The organism is Thioclava sp. SK-1 (genome assembly GCF_001705665.1).
In the GTDB taxonomy this organism is placed as follows: Bacteria; Pseudomonadota; Alphaproteobacteria; order Rhodobacterales; family Rhodobacteraceae; genus Thioclava.
In genome coordinates this window covers 1-598 of record NZ_MDHA01000105.1, presented here as the reverse complement: position 1 = coordinate 598, position 598 = coordinate 1, and the positions used below count along the sequence as shown (strand labels likewise).

The 598-nt window shown below is 62.4% G+C and carries 1 protein-coding gene; it reads right to left on the bottom strand.

Translation table 11 applies throughout. The features are described 5' to 3' along the window. Positions 1 to 567 (bottom strand): hypothetical protein (locus BFP70_RS20100; RefSeq protein ID WP_141693300.1); only part of this gene is annotated, 567 nt, incomplete at its 3' end. Positions 568 to 598 lie beyond the last annotated feature (31 nt).

The following is a 598-nucleotide window of genomic DNA, read 5'->3' as shown; positions in this document are numbered from 1 at the left end:
TTTTGCGACCACCGCCGCCAAGTGCATTCGGTCGGATAAGCTGGGGAAGAGATCGCGCCCGGCTTCATAGCGATCATTCATGTTCGCAAGCAGCCCCGTGCCTATCCCATGGGCCGCTTCGTACACCCGCTCCGCCCCAGATCGAACGGCCTCGATCAAAGGCCACGGGTCAGTGTGTTCATCCCCTTCGACGCGGTGAAGGCCCAGAGCGCCCCTAGGAGGCTCGTAGGATGCGCCTAAGGCCTTGTGGCGGGCAACCTCCCCCTTGAGCATGAGATACTCACTCAGGGCCTCTGTATCGCGCTCTGAGAGGTTTGTGTCCCTGATAGCTTCCCAGAGCCCCTTCGAAGGGGCTCTGACGCTCTCACGGGCCTTGTCCATCACCGCGCCATAGGTTTCCGGCGACAGATGCTGGCGCTGCGTGATCTCTTTCCGGGTGCCGCGCACGATTTCGGCGTCCAGGTGTTCGCGGCACCAATCGGCCCAGGATGTTTGCAGGGCGGAGTATTCGTTGCGCTCGCCTGTGGCCTGTTTCAGCTCCTGCAGCGCCTTGTTGGTCGAGATCACTGGCTTGCCCCGGCTTTCTCGGACCGGGGAG